14 protein-coding genes and 1 other annotated feature are annotated in these 23,443 nt (G+C 45.7%); of the genes, 6 read left to right on the top strand and 8 right to left on the bottom strand.

Annotated elements, in window-relative coordinates:
- Positions 1–29 precede the first annotated feature (29 nt).
- From mtnN to gltB (HW45_RS00725), 6 genes are all read right to left on the bottom strand, one after another.
- Positions 30–725: a 5'-methylthioadenosine/S-adenosylhomocysteine nucleosidase gene (gene mtnN / locus HW45_RS00750; RefSeq protein WP_006072892.1), complete on the bottom strand. Its 696-nt coding sequence runs from the start codon at positions 723–725 to the stop codon at positions 30–32.
- An 85-nt stretch (positions 726–810) separates the two neighbouring features.
- Complete coding sequence (locus tag HW45_RS00745; RefSeq protein WP_038223970.1) at positions 811–1,251, bottom strand: DUF1499 domain-containing protein; 441 nt, start codon at positions 1,249–1,251, stop codon at positions 811–813.
- 89 nt (positions 1,252–1,340) lie between these two features.
- Entirely contained in the window at positions 1,341–2,753 is a 1,413-nt protein-coding gene (locus tag HW45_RS00740; RefSeq protein ID WP_038223967.1) for an FAD-dependent oxidoreductase, read from the bottom strand.
- 18 nt (positions 2,754–2,771) lie between these two features.
- On the bottom strand, positions 2,772–7,235 hold the full coding sequence (gene gltB, locus HW45_RS00735; RefSeq protein ID WP_038223965.1) for a glutamate synthase large subunit: 4,464 nt from the start codon (positions 7,233–7,235) through the stop codon (positions 2,772–2,774).
- A gap of 371 nt (positions 7,236–7,606) precedes the next feature.
- A complete protein-coding gene (locus HW45_RS00730; RefSeq protein WP_038223963.1) occupies positions 7,607–9,076 on the bottom strand; it encodes a glutamate synthase subunit beta in 1,470 nt (489 codons plus the stop codon).
- Positions 9,076–13,623 (bottom strand): glutamate synthase large subunit, encoded by a 4,548-nt coding sequence (gene gltB, locus HW45_RS00725; RefSeq protein WP_038223961.1) that lies wholly within the window; start codon positions 13,621–13,623, stop codon positions 9,076–9,078. The genes HW45_RS00730 and gltB (HW45_RS00725) overlap by 1 nt, the downstream gene beginning before the upstream one ends.
- Positions 13,624–14,149: 526 nt before the next feature.
- On the opposite strand from gltB (HW45_RS00725), the gene HW45_RS00720 reads away from it, so the two are divergent.
- From HW45_RS00720 to HW45_RS00710, 3 genes are all read left to right on the top strand, one after another.
- A complete protein-coding gene (locus HW45_RS00720) occupies positions 14,150–15,088 on the top strand; it encodes a TIGR01212 family radical SAM protein (protein WP_038223959.1) in 939 nt (312 codons plus the stop codon).
- Between the two features lie 68 nt (positions 15,089–15,156).
- The gene (gene arcB / locus HW45_RS00715) at positions 15,157–17,508 is read left to right on the top strand and encodes an aerobic respiration two-component sensor histidine kinase ArcB (protein WP_006072899.1); all 2,352 of its coding nucleotides are present in this window, start codon (positions 15,157–15,159) and stop codon (positions 17,506–17,508) included.
- The gene (locus HW45_RS00710; protein WP_006072900.1) at positions 17,505–17,975 is read left to right on the top strand and encodes a hypothetical protein; all 471 of its coding nucleotides are present in this window, start codon (positions 17,505–17,507) and stop codon (positions 17,973–17,975) included. The genes arcB and HW45_RS00710 overlap by 4 nt, the downstream gene beginning before the upstream one ends.
- Before the next feature lie 68 nt (positions 17,976–18,043).
- Here HW45_RS00710 and arcA read toward each other — a convergent pair whose 3' ends face one another.
- Positions 18,044–18,760: a two-component system response regulator ArcA gene (gene arcA, locus HW45_RS00705; RefSeq protein WP_038223957.1), complete on the bottom strand. Its 717-nt coding sequence runs from the start codon at positions 18,758–18,760 to the stop codon at positions 18,044–18,046.
- Between the two features lie 329 nt (positions 18,761–19,089).
- Between arcA and HW45_RS00700 the strand changes: the two genes are divergently transcribed.
- A complete protein-coding gene (locus HW45_RS00700) occupies positions 19,090–19,479 on the top strand; it encodes a DUF3293 domain-containing protein (RefSeq protein ID WP_038223955.1) in 390 nt (129 codons plus the stop codon).
- A gap of 101 nt (positions 19,480–19,580) precedes the next feature.
- Positions 19,581–20,063, top strand: coding sequence for a putative 4-hydroxy-4-methyl-2-oxoglutarate aldolase (locus HW45_RS00695; RefSeq protein WP_006072903.1), 483 nt, complete (start codon positions 19,581–19,583; stop codon positions 20,061–20,063).
- Positions 20,064–20,086: 23 nt separating this feature from the next.
- Here HW45_RS00695 and HW45_RS00690 read toward each other — a convergent pair whose 3' ends face one another.
- Positions 20,087–20,560, bottom strand: a complete 474-nt coding sequence (locus tag HW45_RS00690; protein WP_038223952.1) for a hypothetical protein — start codon at positions 20,558–20,560, stop codon at positions 20,087–20,089.
- A gap of 277 nt (positions 20,561–20,837) precedes the next feature.
- Positions 20,838–20,953 (top strand) — a sequence feature (Thr leader region).
- Positions 20,954–20,982: 29 nt separating this feature from the next.
- Here HW45_RS00690 and thrA point away from each other — a divergent pair.
- Positions 20,983–23,442: a bifunctional aspartate kinase/homoserine dehydrogenase I gene (thrA, locus tag HW45_RS00685; RefSeq protein WP_038223951.1), complete on the top strand. Its 2,460-nt coding sequence runs from the start codon at positions 20,983–20,985 to the stop codon at positions 23,440–23,442.
- Position 23,443: the final 1 nt, after the last annotated feature.

The raw sequence follows: 23,443 nt of genomic DNA, 5'->3' as shown, positions 1-23,443 counted from the left end.
ATTTCCCTTAGGAGGCTTAAGTTGAAGGGTTACTTAAGCAAATCCACCATATTTACTACCATTTCAGACGAGCTTTGCGCTGCCAAAGGTAGGAATTCTTCGAAGCTCATTGGTGACTCTTTGTCTGCCACGTCAGAGATAGCACGTACCACTACGAAAGGTGTATTGAACTGGTGGCAAACTTGCGCGATAGCTGATGCTTCCATCTCGACAGCGATAACACCAGGGAAGTTCTTACGGATAGTTTCTTGACGCTCTGGACGACATACAAACTCATCACCAGTACAAATTAGACCACGTACTGCGTGCTTATCTTTCATCTGTGCAAGCGCTTGTTCTGCTGTTTCCATCAATTTAGCGTCGGCAGCGAAGGCCGCTGGTTGACCCGCCATCTGACCAATTTCATAGCCAAATGCCGTCACATCAGCGTCGTGATGACGAACTTCAGTGGAGATGACGACATCTCCTAGGTTGAGTGAAGACTCAAAGCCACCTGCAGAACCTGTGTTAATAACCACATCAGGTTGGTAATCGCTAAGAAGAATCGTTGTTCCTACAGCTGCCGCTACCTTGCCAATACCTGACTGTAGCAAGACAATGTCTGCACCGTTAAGTTGACCAGTAAAGAAGGTGCAACCGCCTTTTTTAGTTTCAACAAGGTTTGTTAATGCTGATTTTAGGATGGAAACTTCTTGTTCCATTGCGCCGATTACGCCGATTTTCATAGAGATTCTCTCAGGTTGGAAAACGTATTTGGCGTGCAGTATAGCAATAGTCTTTGCACAGCCCAACCATTGCTATAGCAATTACTCAAGGGTTTGCTTCAATCAGTCCTGATTCGATCAACTTGAGGCGAAATGCTTCAACTCTTTCACGGTTCACGTCAAAGTCGTAATAGCCAATTCTAGCTTCGGAGCGAACCAATAATTGGTCTCCTTCAATTTTTAGCTCCATATCATCGACATAGCGAAAAACACTGGAGGTGTATTCGACTCGCAGATAATTGCCTTCTTTGGCCGCAACTTCGGCATTCGGAAGGGTTAAGGCGACTTGTTCTATCTGATTGATATTGGTGTTTGGCGTCAATGTGAATGGGGCAAGTGTAAACTCTTCTCGGCTATCTTGAGTTGAAACACACCGAGGACTATCGCCACAGGGTTGCTCTGTCCGGTCCGTTGTTGTTTTATAACCTGCACCGCATGCGGTTAGGATCATCACTGAAGAAAGTGTAAGCCACTTGGGTAATGTCATAATCATCCCTTAAACAAAAGCCCAGCTAGGCTGGGCTAAGAAAACAATGGTCATTCTGATTGATGGAGATCGGAATGGCGTGTCTGGTATTAGACCTCTAAGAAGTCTAGTATGCCTTCTGCCGCTTTGCGCCCTTCGTCAATGGCAGTAACCACGAGATCTGAACCACGAACTGCATCACCACCAGCGAAGATCTTCTCATTGGTCGTCTGATACATAAATTCTTGAGAGGCTGGAGCTTTGATCCGTCCCCATTGATCGAGTTCTACACCGTGAGGTTCAAGCCATGACATCTGGTGCGGTTGAAAACCGAACGCCATGATAACAGCATCAGCGGCAAGAACGTGTTCACTGCCTTCTACTGGTTCTGGACGACGACGACCAGCCTCATCGGGCTCACCTAGTGCCGTTTTCACTACTTTAACGCCGCATGTGTTGCCATTGGCATCCACCTCTATGCCTAGAGGCTGCAAGTTGAACATAAAGTTCACGCCTTCTTCACGAGCATTTTTTACCTCGCGTCGGGAACCCGGCATGTTAGCCTCATCTCGTCGATAAGCACAGACAACGCTACTAGCTCCTTGGCGAATAGACGTTCTGACACAGTCCATAGCTGTATCACCACCACCAAGAACTACCACTTTTTTACCTTTCATATCAATGAAAGGATCAGAGGCTTCCAACTCCATAACTTTGTAGGTGTTGGAAATCAAAAATGGTAGGGCATCAAATACACCAGATGCCTCTTCATTTGTCAGACCTGCCCGCATGTTTTTATAAGTGCCGACACCTAAAAACACCGCATCATAGTCTTTAACTAGTGTTGCCATGTCGATATCTTTACCCACTTCAGTATTGAGCTGAAACTCGACGCCCATTTCGCTAAAGATTCGACGTCGGTTTAACATGACATCCTTTTCCAACTTGAACGATGGGATACCGAATGTCAGCAGTCCGCCGATTTCTGGGTAGCGGTCAAAGACAACGGGCTTAACACCATTGCGAACTAGGATATCTGCAGCGGCGAGTCCCGCCGGGCCTGCACCTATGATAGCCACCTTCTTGTCCGTCCACTCCACATGGGACATATCCGGCTTCCAGCCCATTTCAAAGGCTTTGTCGGTAATGTATTTCTCGACATTACCTATAGTAACGGCACCAAAATCTTCATTGAGTGTACACGAGCCTTCACAAAGGCGATCTTGTGGACAAACTCGTCCGCAGACTTCAGGTAGACTGTTGGTTTGATGTGATAGCTCGACAGCTTCAATGATTCGTCCCTCATTCGCCAGCTTAAGCCATTGAGGGATATAGTTGTGAACGGGGCATTTCCACTCACAATAAGGGTTACCACAGTCAAGACATCGGTCTGCTTGAGCGGTTGCTTGTTGTTTCGTAAAGGGTTCGTAAATCTCTACAAACTCAATTTTGCGAACCTTGAGCGGCTTTTTAGCCGGGTCGACGCGGTTCACATCAATAAATTGGTATACGTTCTGGCTCATAATTCTGGTTCCTTCCAACTATTGTGCTTGAACGCGCAGCTCAGCGGCGCTTCTGCTTTGATGACCAAGTAGTGTGCGTAAATCCGCAGCTTTTGGTTTGACTAGGTAGAACTTTGGAATCCATTCATCAAAGTTCGCTAGAATATTCTCAGCATGCACAGAGCCGGTTTCTTCTAAATGCTCGGCAATCAGTCCACGAAGGTGTTCTTGGTGAATATAGAGATCGGATAAAGAGATAGCTTCGACAGATTCGGTGTTCACACGTCCTTCAAAGTCCTCGTTAGTATCCATTACATAGGCAAAGCCGCCCGTCATACCCGCACCGAAGTTCACGCCTGTTGCACCTAGAATCGCCACGATGCCACCAGTCATATACTCACAAGCGTTGTCGCCTGCCCCTTCGATCACTGCAATGGTGCCTGAGTTACGGACACCAAAACGCTCGCCAGCGGTCCCAGCAGCGAACAATTTACCGCCAGTGGCGCCATACAAACAGGTGTTACCAATGATAGTGGCTTCATTACAAGTGAATGTTGTACCGACATGCGGCTTCACGACCAGCTTACCGCCAGCCATGCCTTTGCCTACATAGTCGTTAGCATCACCGGTTAGATAGATTTCAACACCACCCGCGTTCCATACCCCAAGAGACTGACCCGCTGTACCATCGAGGAAAAGCTTAATAGGGCGACTCGCCATCCCCTGGTTGCCATAACGTTTGGCTACTTCACCTGAGAGTCTCGCTCCTGCAGAGCGATCGGTATTACGGATATCAAAGTAGAAGCTACCACCTGATTTAGCATCGACCGCAGCTTGTGTTTCTTCGACAATCTTTTGGTTTAGCAGTGCTTTATCGAACGGCTGATTTGGCTCTGTCCAGTACAAAGGCAGCGAAAGAGGAGATATAGGGGCCTCCAAGATATTCGAGAGGTCAAGCTTGGCTTGTTTCGCGGTCATACCTTCGAGACTCTCGAGCAGATCAGTACGACCGATAAGATCAGTAAGTTTCTCTACTCCTAACTGAGCGAGTAACTCTCTTACTTCATCAGCAAGACCTGTGAAGTAGTTGACCACCATTTCAGGTAAGCCCTTAAAGTACTCTTTTCGCAAGGTCTCATCCTGAGTGGCTACGCCAGTGGCACAGTTATTCAAGTGACAAATACGTAAGAACTTACAGCCCATAGCCACCATTGGTGCAGTACCAAAGCCAAAGCTTTCCGCACCTAAAATTGCAGCTTTGACTACATCAAGCCCTGTTTTAAGGCCTCCATCAACTTGAAGACGAATCTTGTGTCTTAAGTTGTTGGCAACAAGAGCTTGTTGAGTTTCAGCCAGACCGAGTTCCCAAGGACAACCTGCGTATTTGACCGACGTTAGTGGACTCGCCGCAGTGCCGCCATCGTAGCCGGAAATAGTGATAAGATCGGCGTAGGCTTTTGCTACTCCTGTTGCGATAGTGCCAACTCCCGGCTCAGACACCAACTTAACTGACACGAGCGCATTTGGGTTGACTTGTTTAAGGTCGAAAATCAGCTGTGCTAAATCCTCAATAGAATAGATATCGTGGTGAGGAGGTGGGGAAATCAAGGTAACACCTTGTACTGAATGGCGCAGTTTGGCAATCTCCGCTGTCACTTTATGGCCAGGAAGCTGTCCGCCTTCACCGGGTTTAGCGCCTTGAGCCACTTTGATTTGCAACACATCGGCATTGGTCAAATAGTGCGGCGTGACACCAAAACGTCCAGAGGCAATTTGTTTAATGCGAGAGTTACGATTCGTGCCAAATCGACGCGGATCTTCGCCACCTTCACCTGAATTGGAATATCCGCCAAGTTTATTCATCGCCATGGCCAGTGCTTCATGAGCTTCTGGGCTTAAAGCACCAATGGACATTGCAGCAGAGTCGAAACGTTTATACAGCTCTGAATTCGGCTCGACTTTGTCTAGTGCCAGTGGTGAGTCTGACTTTTTAAGCGCCATCATATCGCGCAGCATAGACACAGGACGTTCATTTACTTGTTTGGCAAACGTCTGATAATCAGATGATTCACCACTTTTCACTGCTTTTTGCAGCGTACCAACAACATCTGGGTTGTAGGCGTGGTATTCGCCGTCATGAACATATTTTAGTAGTCCACCGTGCTCGACAGGCTTGCGTTTTGCCCATGCTTTTCTAGCTAGGTTAAACAGGTCTTGTTGGAAATCTTCGAAGTTTGCACCTTGAATACGAGTAGTCACTCCCTTGAAGCAAAGATCGACGATGTCGGTGTGCAGACCAACGGCTTCGAACAGCTGAGAGCAGCGATAGGAGGCTACGATGGAAATGCCCATTTTGGACATAATTTTATACAGACCTTTATTGATACCGTATTGATAGTTTTGCATCACGTCTCGGTAGCACTTATCAATAGCACCATCATCGATCAGTTTACCAAGTGCTTCGTAGGCCAAATAAGGGTAGATAGCCGTAGCGCCGAAACCAAGCAATACAGCAAATTGGTGAGGGTCTCGGGCCGTTGCAGTTTCAACGATAATATTGGCGTCACAACGTAAGTTGGCTTCGATTAAACGAGTTTGCACCGCGCCGACGGCCATTGCTGCCGGAATAGGTAGTTTTCCTTTGACTAGAGCTCGATCTGAAAGAACCAATAAAACGGTTCCTTGCTTGATGACGCTCTCGGCACTATCGCAAAGGTCAAGCAGAGCTTGCTTGAGATCTTTCTCATTTGGGTCGTAATTAATGTCCAAAATAGTATTGCGATAGTGCTTATCACTCAGCTCTAACAGTTGCTGCATATCAGAGTAAAGGAGTACTGGAGAGTCGAATGTGACTCGATAAGCGTGACCATCGGTCTCACAAAATACATTCATCTCTTGACCAACACTGGTCGCCAATGACATCACATGCTTTTCGCGCAGTGGATCAATCGGTGGGTTGGTGACCTGAGCAAATTTCTGACGGAAATAGTCGGTGACCAAGCGCTCTTTAGAAGAGAGGACTGCCATTGGGGTATCATCACCCATAGAGCCGACGGCTTCTTGGCCCATATCACCTAAAACACGTAATACCTGATCCGTCTCTTCGTTCGTCATAGCGAACTGCTTTTGATAGGTTTTCAGCAGGGGTTCATCAAAACTGCGAGCTCCGACTTGGTCGTCCGGTAATTCACTAAAGGAGGTCAGTTTGTGGACGTTGTTTTCCATCCACTCTCGGTAAGGATGACGGCTCTTTAGATCGTTATCTATGTCTTCTGAATGCCATAGCTCACCTTGTTGAGTATCGACAACAAGCAACTCGCCGGGGCCAACACGACCTTTCTCTGCAACTTCATCAGGGGCGTAGTCCCAGATACCCACTTCAGACGCTAAGGTAATCAAATTGTCTTTGGTAATCACGTAACGCGCTGGACGTAGGCCGTTTCTATCTAGGTTACATGCAGCATAGCGACCATCTGATAATACGATCCCAGCAGGTCCATCCCATGGCTCCATGTGTTTGGAGTTGAAGTCATAGAAGGCGCGTAAATCAGGATCCATGTCTGGGTGATTTTGCCATGCTGGTGGCACAAGCATACGCATGGCACGGAAGATATCCATACCTCCTGATAGGAACAGATCCAGCATGTTATCTAAGCTGGATGAATCTGAGCCAGTCTCATTCACGAATGGCGCAGCGGTTTGTAAGTCAGGCAGCAGAGGTGATGCGAACTTGTAGGCACGCGCTTTTGCCCATTGCCTATTCCCCTCAATAGTATTGATCTCACCATTGTGCGCCAAATATCTGAATGGCTGTGCTAATGGCCAGCGTGGTTGAGTGTTCGTTGAGAAACGTTGGTGGAATAGGCAGATCGATGACTCCATGCGGAGATCTGCAAGATCGAGATAGAAGCGTGGAAGATCAGCTGGCATGCACAGCCCTTTGTAGACGATCACTTGCGTCGATAAGCTACAAATATAGAAATCTTCATCATCGATGATGCGCTTTTCAATGCGACGTTTGGCTATATATAAGCGTCGTTCAACATCTTGTTCACGCCAACCTGCGGGTGCAGAAATAAAGACTTGAACGATGTCGGGTACCGAGCTCAGTGCGATTGGACCAAGTACGTCATCATTGGTGGGAACGTCTCGCCAACCGGAAACAGTGAGTGTTTCCTGTGACAATTCTTGGTTGATGATATCTTTCGCTGACTGCGCTTTTACCGGGTCTTTGGAAAGAAATAGCATGCCTACGGCGTATTGTTTGCCGAGGTTCCAACCATTTTCTTCTGCGATGAGTTTAAAATAAGAATCCGGTTTTTGGAGTAGTAGGCCACATCCGTCGCCTGTTTTTCCATCTGAGTTGATACCGCCACGATGAGTCATGCGGTCTAATGCTGAGATTGCGGTGCGAACCAGTTTGTGGCTGGGCTGACCTTGCATATGCGCAATAAGACCAAATCCACAGTTGTCTTTTACAAGACTTGGATCGTAAAGAGCCATTGCCTTTCTCCCTTTGAGCTTGCTGTCATCCTGACAGTAAATTAATGCTTTTTAATGACTTTTTGTTGTTATTTGCGTCAAATTTTTAGAATTTATAAACTTAACAAATTGTATCTATTCTATTTTCACGAACTTCACAACGTATAGCTTATGGCGATAAAGGTCAAGTTTTCAGAAATTTGTTGTGTATGATTCAGAAATTCAAACGATTTATCTGCGATAGGTGACAAGTCATTGCTGTGAAATAGTGAGAAGGTTAACAGTTTGTTGGGGTTGCAATGAAGACGGACACAAAAAAGGCCAGCAAACTGCTGGCCAAATTAGGAAGGAATACTGTTAGTTACTTATTGGTGTAACCAGACAGACAACCTTTAGGCTGAAAGCATTAATGAATCTGCTTTCGCTTCAAGGTTGGTGTTGCCCATAAGGTATTCATCGATGGCACGTGCACACTCACGTCCCTCGTTGATGCAACGCACGACCAGAGACTGACCAGTACGCATATCACCTGCGGCAAAAACACCTTGCTGGTTGGTTTGGAAACCTTGTGACGCTACGTTTCCTCGCTCATCCAGTTTGATATCAAGTTGTGCTAATACGCCCGTTGGTTCTGGGTGTAAGAAGCCCATTGCTAGGAATGCCATATCACAAGGAATGACACGCTCAGAGTTAGCCACTTCTTCAAAACTTGGGCGTTCACCTGGCGCAGCGTCTTTCCATACGATGTCAGCAATACGAAGACCTGTTACTTGACCTTCATCGTTACCGATGAATTCTTTTGTCAGGATATTCCAATGACGGTCACAGCCTTCTTCATGAGAAGTGGTTGTTTTCATAATCATTGGGTATTGAGGCCAGGGCATATTCGCAGGGCGTTTTTCTGGTGGAATCGGCATGATTTCGACCTGAGTAACACTCGCCGCTTTGTGACGGTTTGATGTACCCACACAGTCAGAACCTGTATCGCCACCACCGATAACCACAACGTGCTTATCTTTAGCGTGGATTTCTTCGCCTTTCAGATCCATATCGTTAGCACGACGGTTATTCTGAGCAAGGAACTCCATAGCGAAATGTACGCCTTTAAGTTCACGTCCAGGAACAGGTAAGTCACGAGGAACGGTAGAGCCACCTGTTAACAGCACCACATCAAACTCTTGGCGCAGTTGCTGAGCATTAACATCAACGCCCACATGTTGGTTTACTTTAAACTCAACGCCAGCTTCTGCCATCAGATTGATCTTACGGTCAATGATGTCCATACCCAGTTTGAAATCTGGGATGCCGAAGCGAAGTAGGCCACCCACTTTCTCATCGCGTTCAAATACAGTCACAGAGTGACCTGCACTGTTGAGCTGTTCAGCGGCAGAGAGACCAGCAGGGCCAGAACCGATGATAGCAACAGTTTTACCAGAACGAGAACGTGGCGTTTTCGGTTTTGCATAACCTTCGCGGTATGCTGTTTCAACGATAGTTTTCTCGATATTACAGATGGTGATAGGGTCTTGGTTAATACCCAGTACACAAGCACTCTCACAAGGAGACGGACAGACGCGACCTGTAAACTCAGGGAAGTTGTTAGTAGAACTTAGGATGTTCCAAGCTTCTTCCCAGCTATCACGATATACGGCATCGTTGAACTCTGGGATGATATTGCCGATTGGGCAACCACTGTGGCAGAACGGCACGCCACAATCCATACAACGAGAAGCCTGAGTATTGATTTTGTCGCCAAACTCTTCGTTTAGTACGAACTCTTTGTTGTCTTCAATACGAACGGCTGGGTCGAGCTTCTTTGGAAGCTCGCGACCATGTTCTAAAAATCCAGTAGGCTTACCCATTATACTGCCTCCACTTCTTCCGTTTGAGCTTGCTCAGCTTCTGCTTTGCGCTTTTGAAGTACCGCTTTGTAATCACGCGGCATAACCTTAACGAGTGACGCTAGGCTTACTTCAAAGTTATCTAAGAACGACTGAGCGACTTCACTTCCTGTGAACTCTACATGCTTAGTCAGCATATCTTTAAGTAGTTCGCGATCTTCTTGTTCGATTGGGTCTAGGTCGACCAATTCAGGGTTTAGCTTGGTTTCAAAATCACCCGCTGTATCCCAAACGTAGGCAACACCGCCACTCATACCAGCCGCAAAGTTACGTCCTGTCGAACCAAGGATGATGGCCGCACCGCCAGTCATGTATTCACAACCGTGGTCACCGACACCTTCAACAACGACTTTAGCACCAGAGTTACGTACACAGAAACGCTCACCAGCCATACCGCGAATGAAGGATTCACCAGACGTTGCACCGTAGAAACATACGTTACCAACCACGATGTTATCTTCAGCGACAATCGTTGATTTCGCATCAGGGTAGAGTACTAACGTACCGCCTGACAGACCTTTACCCCAGTAGTCGTTCGCATCGCCTTCCACTTCAAACTTAACGCCTTTAGCAAGGAAAGCGCCGAATGATTGACCTGCGCTGCCAGTGAACTTCACGTTCATTGGTTGAGGTAGACCTTGGTCCTTGTAGACTTTAGAAATCTCATTCGACAGCATGGTACCAGCTGAACGGTCGGTGTTGATGATAGGGAACTCAGCATTTACGGCTTCGCCCTTCTCAAGTGCTGGAATCGCTGCTTGAATTAACTTACGGTCCAGAACCTGTTCTAGGTTGTGGTTTTGTTCCGTTTGGTTGTAAACGCCATCTTGCTCACGAGCCTGTTCAATATGTAGTACAGGTGTTAGGTCGAGGTTCTTATATTTCCAGTGACCAATATCTTCACGAACTTTTAGTTTGTGAGATTGACCCACCATCTCATCGATAGTGCGGAAACCAAGTTCAGCCATCACTTCACGTAAGCCTTCAGCCATGTATTGGAAGAAGGTAACAACATCTTCTACGCGACCATCGAAGCGCTCACGTAGTGTTTTGTTTTGTGTTGCGATACCCACAGGGCAGGTGTTCTTATGACACTTACGCATCATGATACAGCCTTCAACCACAAGCGCTGCGGTTGCGACGCCCCATTCTTCAGCACCAAGTAGAGTTGCTACCGCAAGGTCACGTGGCGTTTTCATCTGACCATCAGATTGAACCACGATACGGTTACGTAGACCGTTCTTCAGAAGCGTTTGGTGTGTTTCTGCCAAACCAAGCTCCCAAGGAAGCCCTGTATGGCGAATTGAAGACATTGGTGAAGCACCAGTACCACCATCGAAGCCCGCAATCAGGACAACGTCAGCTTTCGCTTTTGCAACACCTGAGGCGATAGTACCTACACCGGCTTCTGATACTAGCTTCACGTTAACGCGACCCGCGCGGTTAGCGTTTTTCAAGTCGTAGATCAGCTGTGCCAAATCTTCGATTGAGTAGATATCGTGGTGTGGTGGTGGTGAAATCAAGCCAACTCCTGGCGTTGAGTGACGAGTCGCACCGATCCAATCATCGACTTTATCACCAGGAAGCTGACCACCTTCACCTGGCTTAGCCCCTTGAGCCATCTTGATTTGTAGCTCATCAGCGTTAGTTAAGTAGTAAGACGTGACACCGAAACGACCGGATGCAACCTGCTTAATTGCTGAGCGTTCCCAGTCACCGTTTTCTTTACGTTCGAAACGAGTTGGATCCTCACCGCCTTCGCCTGAGTTAGACTTAGCACCGATACGGTTCATGGCTACAGCAAGTGTTGAGTGAGCCTCGTAAGAGATAGAACCGAATGACATCGCACCTGTAGCAAAGCGCTTCAGAATGTTTTCAATTGGCTCAACTTCTTCCAACGGGATTGAGCCTGCTGGGTTCTTAACGAAGTCTAATTGGCTACGCAGAGTCGCAGCGTTATCGCCTTGGTCATCGACGGCTTTCGCATACTTCTTAAACTGAGAGTAATCTTTGTTGCGAGTTGACTCTTGCAGTAGGGAAATAGTTTCTGGGTTAAACAGGTGCTTTTCACCACGCTGTTTCCACTGATAAACCCCACCCACATCAAGAACTTGAACTGGAATTTCACGTGTTGGGAAACCAATACGGTGACGAACCAAGACTTCTTTGGCGATATCGTCGATGGTAAGGCCTTGAATACGTGAAACCGTACCCGTGAAATACTTCTCAACTACAGACTTACTGATACCTAGCGCTTCGAAGATTTGTGCACCATGGTAAGACTGAAGTGTGGAGATGCCCATTTTCGAGAAAATCTTTAATAGGCCGCCGTTGATCGACTTACGGTAGTTCTCGAACAGCTTAGAGATGCTGGTTTCCGGATCCAGTTTCTTAGTGCGTTGTAGCTCAACCATAGTCTCGATAACGAGGTATGGGTTAACCGCGTTTGCACCATAGCCAACAAGTGTTGCAAAGTGGTGCGTTTCACGTGCATCGCCAGTTTCTACTACGATGTCACACTTAGCACGCAAGCCTTTGCGGATTAGGTGGTGGTGAACCGCGCCTACCGCCAGCATCGCTGGGATAGCAGCATGGTTAGAGTTGATAGCTCGGTCAGTTAATAGAATGATTGAGTAACCATCGATAACCGCGTCTTCTGCGTATTGACAGATACGTTTTAGTGCACGTTCTAGCTTACCTTCGTCTTCACTTGCTTGGAAAACGATGTCAAGAGTCTTCGCTTGAAGATGCTCATTATCGATAGCACGTAGCTTCTCAAGTTCTGAGTTAGATAGAACTGGGGACTCTAGCTCAACTTTTTGGCAGTGCTCCGGAGATTCCGATAGCAGGTTCTGATCTTTACCAAGGTAAGTGTTCAGAGACATCACCATACGTTCACGAATCGGGTCGATTGGTGGGTTGGTAACCTGAGCAAATAGCTGCTTAAAGTAGTTAGACAGATGTTGTGACTGGTGCGAAAGGATCGCTAGTGGCCAGTCAGCACCCATTGCAGAAAGTGGCTCTTTGCCATCTTTTGCCATAGGGACAATGATTTCGTTTACTTCTTCCGAGCTCACGCCAAACGCTTGCTGTTTGTGCAGTAGCTTCTCTGGAGAAGGTTGGCTGAACTCGTTGCTCGCATCTGGAAGCTTCTTCAGGCTAAGTAGGTTCTCTTCCACCCATTTCTGGTATGGCTGAGCACTTGCAATGCCATCTTTCACTTCTTCATCAGAGATGATGCGACCTTGCTCTAGGTCAGCAACGAAGATACGACCTGGCTGTAGACGGCCACGGAACTCAACGTTCTCTGGCTCAATGTCGACAACACCAGATTCTGATGCCATAACGAGGAAGTCATCTTTGGTCACGGTATAACGTGATGGACGCAGACCGTTACGGTCAAGCGTTGCACCTACCTGAACACCGTCAGTGAAACATACCGATGCTGGGCCATCCCATGGTTCCATAACGTTCGCGTGGTACTGGTAGAACGCACGACGGGTTGGATCCATGTTTTTGTTTTCTTGCCATGCTTCAGGAATCATCATCATTAGCGCATGTGGCAGGCTACGACCAGACAGAACTAGGAGCTCAAGTGCCATATCGAAGTTTGATGAATCCGAGCTGCCTTCTTGACAGATAGGGAGCAGCATGTCGATTTCTGCTTGTGTGAACAAGTCAGATTCGATGATAGCTTCACGCGCCTTCATCCAGTTCAAGTTACCGCGAACCGTGTTGATTTCACCGTTGTGGGCAATGTAACGGAAAGGCTGCGCTAGGCGCCATTTCGGGAAAGTATTGGTAGAGAAACGAGAGTGAACCAGTGCAAGCGCTGTCACCATCGTTGGATTTTGTAGATCTAGGAAGTACTGAGGTACTTGCTCAGTAGTGAGCTGGCCCTTGTAAACCAGTGTCTTGTACGACATTGAATTGATGTAGAAGTCATCACCAATGTTAGACACACTTTCTAAGCAAACGCGTACTGTGTAGTTACGTAATACGTAAAGCTTACGTTCTAGCTCCTCAGGCGTACAGCCCGGACCACCAGAAACGAATACGTGTTCGAATTGTGGCTCAGTGCTCAATGGATCAGCACCAATCATTGAGTTGTCAGTTGGTAAGACACGATATCCAATTACTTCCAACTCTAAACGTTGTGCATTGCGCTCTAGAATGTCACGACATTGTGCGCGTTTGTGCTCGTCTTTCGGGAAAAGAACAACACCGACACCGTATTTCTCAAAAGAAGGCAGCTTAATACTAAGCTTAACAGCTTCTTCCAAAAGAAATTCATGGGGCTTCTGAAGTAGGATACCTGCGCCATCGCCACTGCATGGATCGCAGCCTTGACCGCCACGGTGTTCCATGCGCGCTAGCATATCCAGGGCTTGGGTCACTACTTCGTGTGATTTACGGTTTTTTAGGTGAGCAACAAAACCGATACCACAAGCGTCATGCTCCAACTCTGGAGTATACAGACCTTGTGTATTCTGCTCTCTATCTACCATAGATACTTCCTTCCAGTTTAATCTAGGCACAACTAGAGTGTGTGATTGTGCCTTGTCCTTTGTAATTTTGATTCTTGACTGCCAGAGGGGGCAGTTTTCGAGTCCATTCTGCATCTCGCAGGAAAAGTGTTGCGAGAAAAACATTCCGTGGTGATATTCAATGTCATCTTTCCACAATCCAGTGGAATATGTTGGTGGGAGTAGAATATCAACCTTCAATCTACTAATTCGTACTGTAATAAAAACGGCAAAAACAGCAGAATTGTGTAAGTATCCTACAATTTTGCGCTGTGTAATTCCAACGAAAGTTACGTCTGTTCCACATTTTTTTTATCTACTTTTGAATATATCTAATAACATACATGCAACATTTGCCGTTTTTCTGTTGTTTTTATGAATATTTATTGATTTTGGTTAAGCATGCTTTTCCCGCTCGTTGATACGATGCATGGTTTTCTTTTGCAGGGATGTAATTTAGTTTCACTAATTAGAGTGAGATTCATTCTTATTAATAGGTTTTTCGAACATGCAATTACATGAGTTGGTGAATACCATCGGCCAAGATCTCCAGCGTCGATACGGTGAAAAAGTTCACAAACTGACCCTGCACGGTGGTTTTAGCTGCCCTAACCGAGACGGCACGATAGGTCGTGGTGGTTGTACATTTTGTAATGTTGCCTCCTTTGCAAGTGAAGAGACACAGATTCAATCCATTCATGAACAGCTCACGGATCGTGCTGGTGAAGTGAAGCGCGCAAAGAAGTATCTCGCTTATTTTCAGGCTTATACCAGCACTTATGCAGAAGTACAGGTGTTGAAAAACATGTACGAAGAGGCACTTAAGTATGCTGACATCGTTGGATTATGTGTCGGAACGCGTCCTGATTGTGTTCCTGAATCCGTACTTGAACTTTTGGCTGGGTACGTTGAACAAGGCTATGAAATTTGGCTGGAGTTAGGGCTGCAAACGGCTCACGATCAAACACTTAAACGCATAAATCGAGGCCATGATTTTGCTGTGTACGATGAGATCACTCGACGCGCTCGTGCACTTGGAATCAAGGTATGTACACATCTTATCGTCGGTCTGCCAAATGAATCAAAGCAAGACAATCTTGTTACTCTAGACAAGGTGCTGGCCACCGGAACGGAAGGCATTAAATTGCACGGTTTACATATTGTTGAAGGTAGTACGATGGCTAAGGCGTGGCGTGCTGGGAGATTAGAAGCGCCAACGCTAGAGTTTTACTTAGACGTGGCCAGTGAAATGATTCGTCGTACGCCAGCAGAGATTATTTTTCACCGCGTCTCCTCTTCCGCGCGAAGACCGACCTTGTTGTCGCCACTTTGGTGTGAGAACCGTTGGTTAGCGATGACAGAACTAGGCCGAGTGTTAACCAAACAAGGCCAACAGGGCTCATTGACTCTGAATCCGTTTATTTATCACAAACCTGTTCTCAAATAATTCTACTACCGTGTGAAGCTTCTGGCTTAATGATAGACTTAGGCCAGTTGTAACGCACGGAGTGCTGAATGAAACCTATCAAAAACCTCGCTCAATATTATGTCGACTTGTTAGTAAAGCTCGGCATTGTTCGTTTTTCTATTCTTCTCGCATTGGCTTTGGTGGCATTAGCCGTTGTGGTTCAGGTGGGTATTACCCTTGTTTTGAACGGGCGTGTAGATGACATCGATATTGTCCGTTCGGTATTTTTCGGTCTGCTTATTACTCCGTGGGCTGTGTATTTTCTCTCTGTTGTTGTCGACCAGTTGGAAGAATCACGTCAGCGTCTCTCTAAGATGGTTTCTAAGCTAAAAGACATGCGTTCGCGTGACCAAGATTTGAACCACAAGCTGCAACAAAATATCCGCAAACTCAATCAAGAGATTGAAGAGAGACAAAAAGCGGAGGAAGCGCGTGAAGAGGCGATGAAGGATCTAGAAAATGAGGTGTTTCAACGTGAACGTACTCAACTAGAGCTGGCTGAACGAACCGCTTTACTGCGTTCATTTATTGATGCTTCTCCCGACTTGATCTATTACCGCAATGCGGAAGGTGTCTTCTCTGGTTGTAACCGGGCGATGGAAGAGTTGACTGGTCGAAAAGAAAAAGAGCTAGTGGGTTTGACTCCATGGGACGTTTACTCTGAAGAGATCGCTAAACAAGTTGTTGAAACCGACCATAAAGTGATGGGTGATAACCAAGCACTGACGTATGAGCAGTGGTTAGAGTACCCAGATGGCAAGAAATGTTTCTATGAACTGCGTAAGGTGCCGTTCTATAGCAAAGATGGTAAGCACCTTGGGCTGGTTGGTTTTGGTCGTGATATCACCGAGCGTAAGCGTCATCAAGAGTCATTAGAGAAAGCGAGTCGAGACAAAACAACGTTTATTTCGACCATTAGTCATGAGCTGCGTACACCGTTAAATGGCATTGTCGGTTTGAGCCGAATGTTACTTGATAGCCATCTAAATACTGAACAGCGTAAGCACATGCAAACTATTAACGTCAGTGCCATCACGCTAGGCCATATCTTTAATGACATAATTGATATGGATAAGTTTGATAGACGTAAGCTTGAGCTTTTCCCTGAACCACTGAACTTTGAAGACTTTGTCACTGAACTTGAGAGCATTTCGGCTCTTATGGCGGAGCAGAAAGGGTTACGATTTGATCTTGAGCGTTTAACGGATCTCCCAGAAGGCGTGGTAGTCGATGCGACGAGACTGCGTCAGGTGATTTGGAATCTGGTTAGCAACGCCATGAAGTTCACCAAGCAGGGTGGCGTTGTGATGACCATCAGTGCTGATATTGAAGATAATTATGCTCATATCATTATCGAAGTTGAAGATACTGGAATAGGTATTCCTCAGCACGAACTTGATAAGATCTTCGCTATGTATTATCAGGTGAAGTCAGGGAAAGACAATTTACATGCTGTGGGCACCGGAATTGGCCTTGCGGTTTCTAAGCAGCTGATCAAGATGATGGATGGTGACATCACGGTAGACAGTGAAGAAGGGTTTGGAAGTACATTTACGGTATCCATCAATGTCCCTTGTGCTGATAAACAACAATTGGCTCCAGTAGAAGTGAAGCAACAAGGTAGTCTCAATATTTTCTTACTGGAAGATATAGAGTTGAACATTACGGTTGCACGTTCGCTGTTGGAAAGCTTAGGGCATACAGTCAGTGTTGCAATGACGGGCGAAGAAGCCATCGCGACTTTTAAGCCAGAAGAGTATGACCTTGCGTTGCTCGATATTCAGTTACCTGATATGACGGGCTTTGATGTTGCGCAGAACTTTAGGGAGCACTACACACAATTGCCTCCTTTGGTCGCTTTAACGGCGAATGTGCTAAAGGATAAACAAGAGTACCTAACAAAAGGTATGGATGACGCTATCAGTAAGCCACTGAGTGTTAAAGCACTCACGGAAGTCATTAACAAGTTTGCTGGCGATGAAGAGTCTACTGACGTTGAAGAAGCAACCGTAGTTGAGAAAACAGATATCAATGACGAACTGTTTAATCGACTATTAGATTTCGATATGTTGGATTCTTATGTTGATATTGTCGGCACCAAACCTGTGTACGATAGCATCACTATGTTCGAGCAAATGATGCCAGACTATCTCGAGATACTGGATTCGAACATGACTGCGAAAGATCAATCCGGCATTGCCTCTGAAGCACATAAGATTAAAGGTGCTGCGGGGTCTATTGGCTTAAAACGCATTCAATCAGTTGCCCAGAAGGCTCAGTCTCCGGATATGCCAGCATGGTGGGAGAACATTGAAGATTGGGTTGAAGAGATAAAAAACGAATATCACAATGATATTCAAGTACTTAAAATGTGGTTGGAAAGTAAGGAATCAAAATGAAGAAAATACTCACAGCACTAGCACTTTCTGCAGCTTTAGCCGGTTGTGCAACCTCTCCAGCGACAGACTCAAAAGTATGGATGACGGGAAATACTGCTATGGTTGAACAGCAGACTGTTCGTCTAGAGTCGAACCTTTGGATCGATATGATGCCAAAAATTGGTGAAACGACGGCACTGGTAAAAGAACAAACTCTTCACGGTGCATTAAACCTAGTGACTGACACGCAGCTACCAGCTGATATGGATGTAGCTATGGTGGTATTGAAACAAGGCGATGTGTCTTGGGAGTTTGAAGGTGACGACTTTGAGCTGCGAAATCACTCGGAGAATCAGTGGGAAGTGGCGTTTAACTGGCAGTTAGAAGTCAACATTACTAAGCCAGTAGATGTTGCTGTGCAGCTGGTTGGTGGTGACAAACAAACTTGGGTCGTCAATAAACAAGTGAATGTGGATACGGTGTATTGATTGAGGTCGAATCGCTTTTATTAAAAAGGGACGCACAGTGCGTCCCTTTTGCATTCGTTAGAAGATGATTACTCTTCTAGGTCGCCACAGAAGCGGTAGCCTTCACCGTGGATAGTTGCGATGATTTCTGGAGTACCTGAAACTGACTCAAAGTGTTTACGGATACGACGAATCGTTACATCTACAGTGCGATCGTGAGGCTTAAGCTCACGACCAGTCATCTTCTTAAGAAGATCGGCGCGAGTTTGAATCTTACCTGGGTTCTCACAGAAGTGCAGTAGAGCACGGAACTCTGAACGAGGTAGCTTGTAGCCGTCGCCACTTGGGCTAACTAGTGAGCGACTATTGATATCAAGAACCCAACCGTTGAACTCATATTTCTCAACGCTGCGTTTTTCTTCAGTAGCGGCACTTGTGCTCATTGAACGAGTTAACAGGTTACGTACACGGATAGTTAATTCACGAGGGTTGAATGGCTTAGTGATGTAATCATCAGCGCCAATCTCTAAACCTAGAATTTTATCCACTTCGTTGTCACGACCAGTCAAGAACATTAATGCTACATTAGCTTGCTCACGAAGTTCACGAGCTAGTAGTAAACCGTTTTTACCAGGAAGGTTGATATCCATGATAACAAGGTTTACAGAGTTCTCAGACATGACTTGGTGCATTTCCTGACCGTCGCTGGCCTCGAATACAGCATATCCTTCTGCTTCAAAAATGCTTTTAAGGGTGTTACGGGTTACTTGCTCATCTTCAACAATAAGAATCTGCGGGCTTTGCATCGGCGGTACCTAATTTAAACTTGTGATAATTCTGTCGCTAGTAGAATAAATTCTAGGCAAAAAGTTAACATATAGGTAATGTTTCTTAGATGTTTACTCAAAATCGTAGAAACAGTTACAGGTTAAGTCGCCTTCCGTGATGTTGCCAAAAAAACGAGAAATCCCTTAAATCTCTTATTATTCTGCTATGTCATTGAGGCGAATTCTATAATGTTAACAGCATGCTAACAATGGTCAAATGTTAATTCCATGCACTTTGTTGATTTAAATCAATAGCGCCTTTGTAACAAATATTAATAGTATTGGGCAAATACAACAATTTAGATAATATGAGTATTGATGCACACTTGTGGCGTGCCTATTCAGAAATTTGCATAGAATTTATCACTGAATGGGACTGCGAAAATTACGTGATCATAACGGCTTGGAACCCACAGAGTCGTAAACTGTCTAACGAACTAAATTGCATAAAAAACCTCGACTTAGAGCAAAGGCTCAAAATCTATGACTACCAAAATGTTAAGGTGGGGAACCCGAGTTTCAGCTGGGTTGAAGACAGCTTTGCGGTAGAAATGACTTTAACGCAAGGCTGTGAGTTAGCGCAAAAATACCAGCAAAATGCCATTTATTGGGTAGAAAATGGTGTACTGTTTTTGGTTTCCTGTGATGAGAGTCAAACGCAAAAAAAATTAGGCCGATTGGGTGATTTCTTACGTTAGCAGAAAAAAATTACCGGATAGGCGATAAAGGATTTTAATTTAATGCTCTTCTAAAGACTTGCTACTAGCATGGCTATTGAGCAAAAAATCACGGAGGAAAAATGAGAGATATCACACCTGATATTTGTGACCAACACGAAGATAAAGTCATGTTGCTGAATTTGCCACTGCAAAATTTCGGGCAACGTGCCGCGTTCTGGGGAGAGATTGTAACGGTGCGCTGTTACCACGATAACTCAATGGTGCGAGAAGTGTTAGGGCAAAATGGTACAGGCAAAGTACTCTTTGTTGACGGTAATGGTTCTTGTGCCAAAGCACTGCTTGGGGATCAACTCGCGATTATGGCAATAGAAAACGGATGGGAAGGCGTGATTGTGAATGGCGCAGTTCGCGACGTGGCGGCTATGGCGGAAATGGATCTGGGAGTGAAAGCGCTAGCGGCATGTCCTTTCAAAACAGAAAAACGTGGAGCAGGTCAAATCAACGTTACATTAACGATGAACAACCAAATCGTTCAACCTGGGCATTACGTTTATTCTGATTGGAATGGGGTATTGATCGCTAAAGAAGCATTAGAGTTTTAAGTCATGCTTGAACTGATGCTCAGTTAAAAACGGAAGCCTAGACCCACTTCAACGCCTTGTTGTATCTTCTCAAAATCGAAGGTGGCGTGAACGTCTAGGTTTTCGGTTAATCTCATCCTACTTGATATTTCCGCAGCCATTGCGCCTTGTCTTTCGTTATTTTCTTCATATTGATAGCCACGAAGTGTACTTTTTACCGAGATACGGTCAGACACATTGTAGCTAACGCCACTCAAAAATCCTTGGTCTATCGACTCGTGCGAATTATTCAATCGAGCCCCGATGTAAACATCTAACGAGTCAAAGATTGAATAGGAATAGCCACTATCAATATTCCAAGTATCAAAAGAATCACTGCTACCCAGCTTAGTGCCTGAAGAAAGAAAGAAGTTATGAGGGGAGGCGTCATGCTGCGAAGGCAGCGTAGGTAGGTCTACCGCGAGGGACATTCCTGAGAACAATAGCAAGGGTAAAGCGTAAAAAGACACTGCTTTCATAGCACCACTCCTTGGTTATTGTTTTTATAGTTTATTGACTTCTAATTAAAGCACATAAACTAAGCAAAAAGTTGTAAATCTATATAGCAATTGGTTATTAATAAAGATCCTAACTGAATAAGTTATCTGCAATTATCAATTTCTATGCGTTTAAGAAAAAAACGCCGCTAAAGCAATAAAAGTACATTTTTTAATTGACTCAGCTACAACAAATAGGTTAAACGTATGGGTAAGCACATAAGAGATTTTTAAGAAGACCCTATGTTTAGTTGCCAGCACGTAGTAATGACCACCACGATTATTATTACCGACATTACCAATGTTGGGGCGGGCTTGTAGACGGAAGAAATTCAAAAACAAGGCCTGTATCCCCAAGATACGGGCCTTTTTTTTACCTGTTTTGAGTATTTCGGGAGGAAAGGATGCGAGTACTAAAATTTGGAGGTTCATCATTAGCTGATGCAGACCGCTTTTTAAGAGCAGCGGACATCATCGCTAATAATGCCCAGCAAGAAGATTTGGCAGTGGTGCTATCGGCACCGGGTAAAACGACAAACAAACTTGTCGCCGTTATTGAAACTGCCCTAAAAAACAATGAAGTTGAGTTGCAGATTTCAGAGCTTGAAACATCATTCAACGAGCTATTTTCTAATATTGCTGCTGTACTCCCGAATATTGAGCGCACAGATTTTGACAACCAAGTCAAAACATCTTTATTCCAATTGCATCAATTTGTCCACGGTATCCGATTACTCGGAACTTGCCCAGATCACGTGAATGCTCGCATTATCTCAAAAGGTGAGCGAATCTCGATTCAACTTATGAAAGCCGTACTACAAGCTAAAGGTCAAGCTGCGGATCTTATTGATCCAGTTAAGTACCTTTTTGCTCAAGGTGATCATTTAGAAGCGATGGTGGATGTGGAAGTATCAACCCAAAACTTCCAAGCTAACCCACTGGCAGAAGGTGTCGTGCACATTATGCCGGGCTTTACTGCTGGCAACGCTAAGGGTGAATTGGTTACGCTTGGCCGTAACGGCTCTGACTATTCTGCGGCGGTATTAGCAGCGTGCTTGCGTGCTGATTGTTGTGAAATTTGGACGGATGTTGATGGGGTTTACAACTGTGACCCTCGTCTGGTTGATGATGCTCGCCTTCTCAAGTCACTGAGCTATCAAGAAGCGATGGAGCTTTCTTATTTTGGCGCTTCGGTTCTTCATCCAAAAACTATTGCACCTATCGCTCAGTTCCATATTCCATGTCTCATCAAGAACTCGTTTAACCCACAAGGGGCTGGTACCTTGATCGGTCAAGATACTGGTGAAGACAATTTACCAATCAAAGGTATCACAACGCTGTCTAACCTTATCATGGTGAACGTATCTGGACCTGGTATGAAAGGCATGGTGGGTATGGCGAGTCGCGTTTTTGGCGCTATGTCATCAGCGGGTGTGTCCATCGTTCTTATTACTCAGTCATCTTCAGAATACAGCATCAGTTTCTGTATTGAAGAAGAAGACAAGCTTGATGCTGAGCGAGCATTGCGCGAAGCCTTTGAACTGGAGCTTAAAAACGGTTTACTAGAGCCTGTTGAGTTTATGGATGATGTCGCGATCGTGACACTAGTGGGCGATGGCATGCGCACGTCTCGTGGTGTCGCTTCTCAGTTCTTCTCATCACTGGCAGAAGTTAACGTCAATATTGTCGCAATCGCACAGGGCTCCTCCGAGCGCGCTATCTCAGCGGTAATCCCAGAAGACAAAATTTCTGAGGCCATCAAAGCGTGTCATGAAAATCTTTTCAATTCCAAGCACTTCCTAGATGTGTTTGTCGTTGGTGTTGGCGGTGTTGGTGGTGAGCTGGTGGACCAAATTCAGCGCCAGCAAGCCAAACTGGCAGAGAAGGGCATCATTATCCGCGTATGTGGTCTAGCAAACAGTAAAGGTGTCTTGCTAGATGGTAAGGGACTTCCTCTAGACCAATGGCGCGATCGTATGGGCGACGTAAGTGAGAAGTTCTCGGTGGCAGGTTTAGCCGCATTGGTTCAGCGTAATCACATTATTAACCCTGTTTTGGTTGATTGTACTTCTAGTGAAGACATTGCCAATCAATATACCGAGTTTTTAGCCGCAGGCTTCCATGTAGTCACGCCAAACAAAAAGGCCAACACTGCGAGCATGTCTTACTATCATCAACTGCGTGATGTCGCTCGTAACTCTCGTCGTAAGCTAATGTATGAAACAACGGTAGGGGCAGGTCTGCCAGTTATTGAGAACCTACAGAACCTGATCGCAGCAGGCGATGAGCTAGAGAAATTCAACGGTATTCTATCAGGTTCGTTATCTTTCATTTTCGGTAAGTTAGATGAAGGGTTAACGCTAAGCCAAGCAACTAATGTCGCAAAAGATAAAGGTTTCACTGAGCCAGACCCACGTGATGATCTATCAGGCATGGACGTAGCACGTAAACTGCTCATCTTAGCTCGCGAAGCGGGGATGGCACTTGAACTTGAAGATGTCGAAGTTGACCAAGCGTTGCCACCAGGTTTTGATGATTCAGGTTCAGTAGATGAGTTTATGGCCCGTCTGCCCGAAGCGGATGCTTACTTCAGCCAACTGTCAGCGGACGCTGCCAAAGAAGGCAAAGTGCTGCGCTACGTGGGCGAAATCGCAGATGGTAAGTGTCGCGTACGCATTGCTGCCGTGGATGAAAACGACCCTATGTTCAAGATTAAAGATGGTGAAAACGCACTGGCATTTTACAGTCGCTATTATCAGCCAATTCCACTGGTATTACGTGGTTACGGTGCGGGTACAGAAGTGACCGCAGCAGGTGTGTTCTCTGATGTGATGCGTACATTAGGCTGGAAACTAGGAGTGTAAG

The sequence above is a fragment of the Vibrio sp. ER1A genome (assembly GCF_000733315.1).
Lineage (GTDB): Bacteria > Pseudomonadota > Gammaproteobacteria > Enterobacterales > Vibrionaceae > Vibrio > Vibrio mediterranei.
This window is presented reverse-complemented; position numbering and strand designations above follow the sequence as displayed.